This window comes from Curtobacterium sp. MCBA15_016, assembly GCF_001865105.1.
Classification (GTDB): Bacteria; Actinomycetota; Actinomycetes; order Actinomycetales; family Microbacteriaceae; genus Curtobacterium.
The window spans coordinates 1,014-1,832 of sequence record NZ_MJGR01000039.1; the positions used below are offsets into that span (position 1 = coordinate 1,014).

1 protein-coding gene is annotated in these 819 nt (G+C 69.1%); it reads right to left on the reverse strand.

The genetic code is table 11. The annotated features are described in order from the left end of the window. On the reverse strand, positions 1-819 hold an 819-nt coding region (locus BIV03_RS15850; protein ID WP_139202020.1), incomplete at both ends, for an MFS transporter.

An 819-nucleotide genomic window follows, 5' to 3' on the forward strand; every position in this document is an offset into this window, starting at 1 on the left:
GCAGGCCGAAGAACGGCACGAGTCCGGCGATCACGATGAACCCGATGACGACCACGCCGTACGACACGAGCGGCGAGTAGCCGAGGTCGGCCTGCAGGTACGACGGCATGAACGTCTGCAGGATCCAGTGCCCGACGGCCTTGAGGACCACGAACCCGACGCAGAAGAGCAGTGCCTTCCACCCGGTGCGGAGCGATCGCCGGAGCGGATTCTTCGCGAGGTCGCCCTTGGCCTTGAGCGCGCGGAACTCCGGGGTGTCCTCGAGCTTCGAGCGGAGGTAGAGCCCGACGAGCCCGAGCGGCAGCGCGATGAGGAACAGCACGCGCCAGCCCCACGACTCGAGGGCGCCGTCGCCCGCGATCGCGGTGAACAGGAAGACCAGGCCGCCCCCCACGATGAACGCCGCGAAGCCGAAGACGTCGATGAAGCTCGTGACGAAGCCGCGTCGGTTCGAGGGCGCGGACTCGGCGAGGAGCGTGGTCGCCCCCGCTCCCTCACCACCGGCGGCGAAGCCCTGCACGAGCCGCACCACGACGAGGAGGATCGGCGCCAGCAGCCCGACGCTCTGGTACGTCGGCAGGATGCCCATCACCGCGGTCGCGCCGCTCGTGATGAGGATGACCGTCGCGAGGGTCGTCTTCCGCCCCACCCGGTCGCCGAGCGAGCCCCAGAAGAGTCCACCGAGCGGACGCATCACGAACCCGGCGCCGAACACGGCGAAGGCCGAGAGCAGCGCGACCTGCGGGTCCCCCTGCTTGAAGAAGTACAGCGAGATGACCGTCGCCAGGGTGCCGTAGAGGCCGAAGTCGAACCACTCCA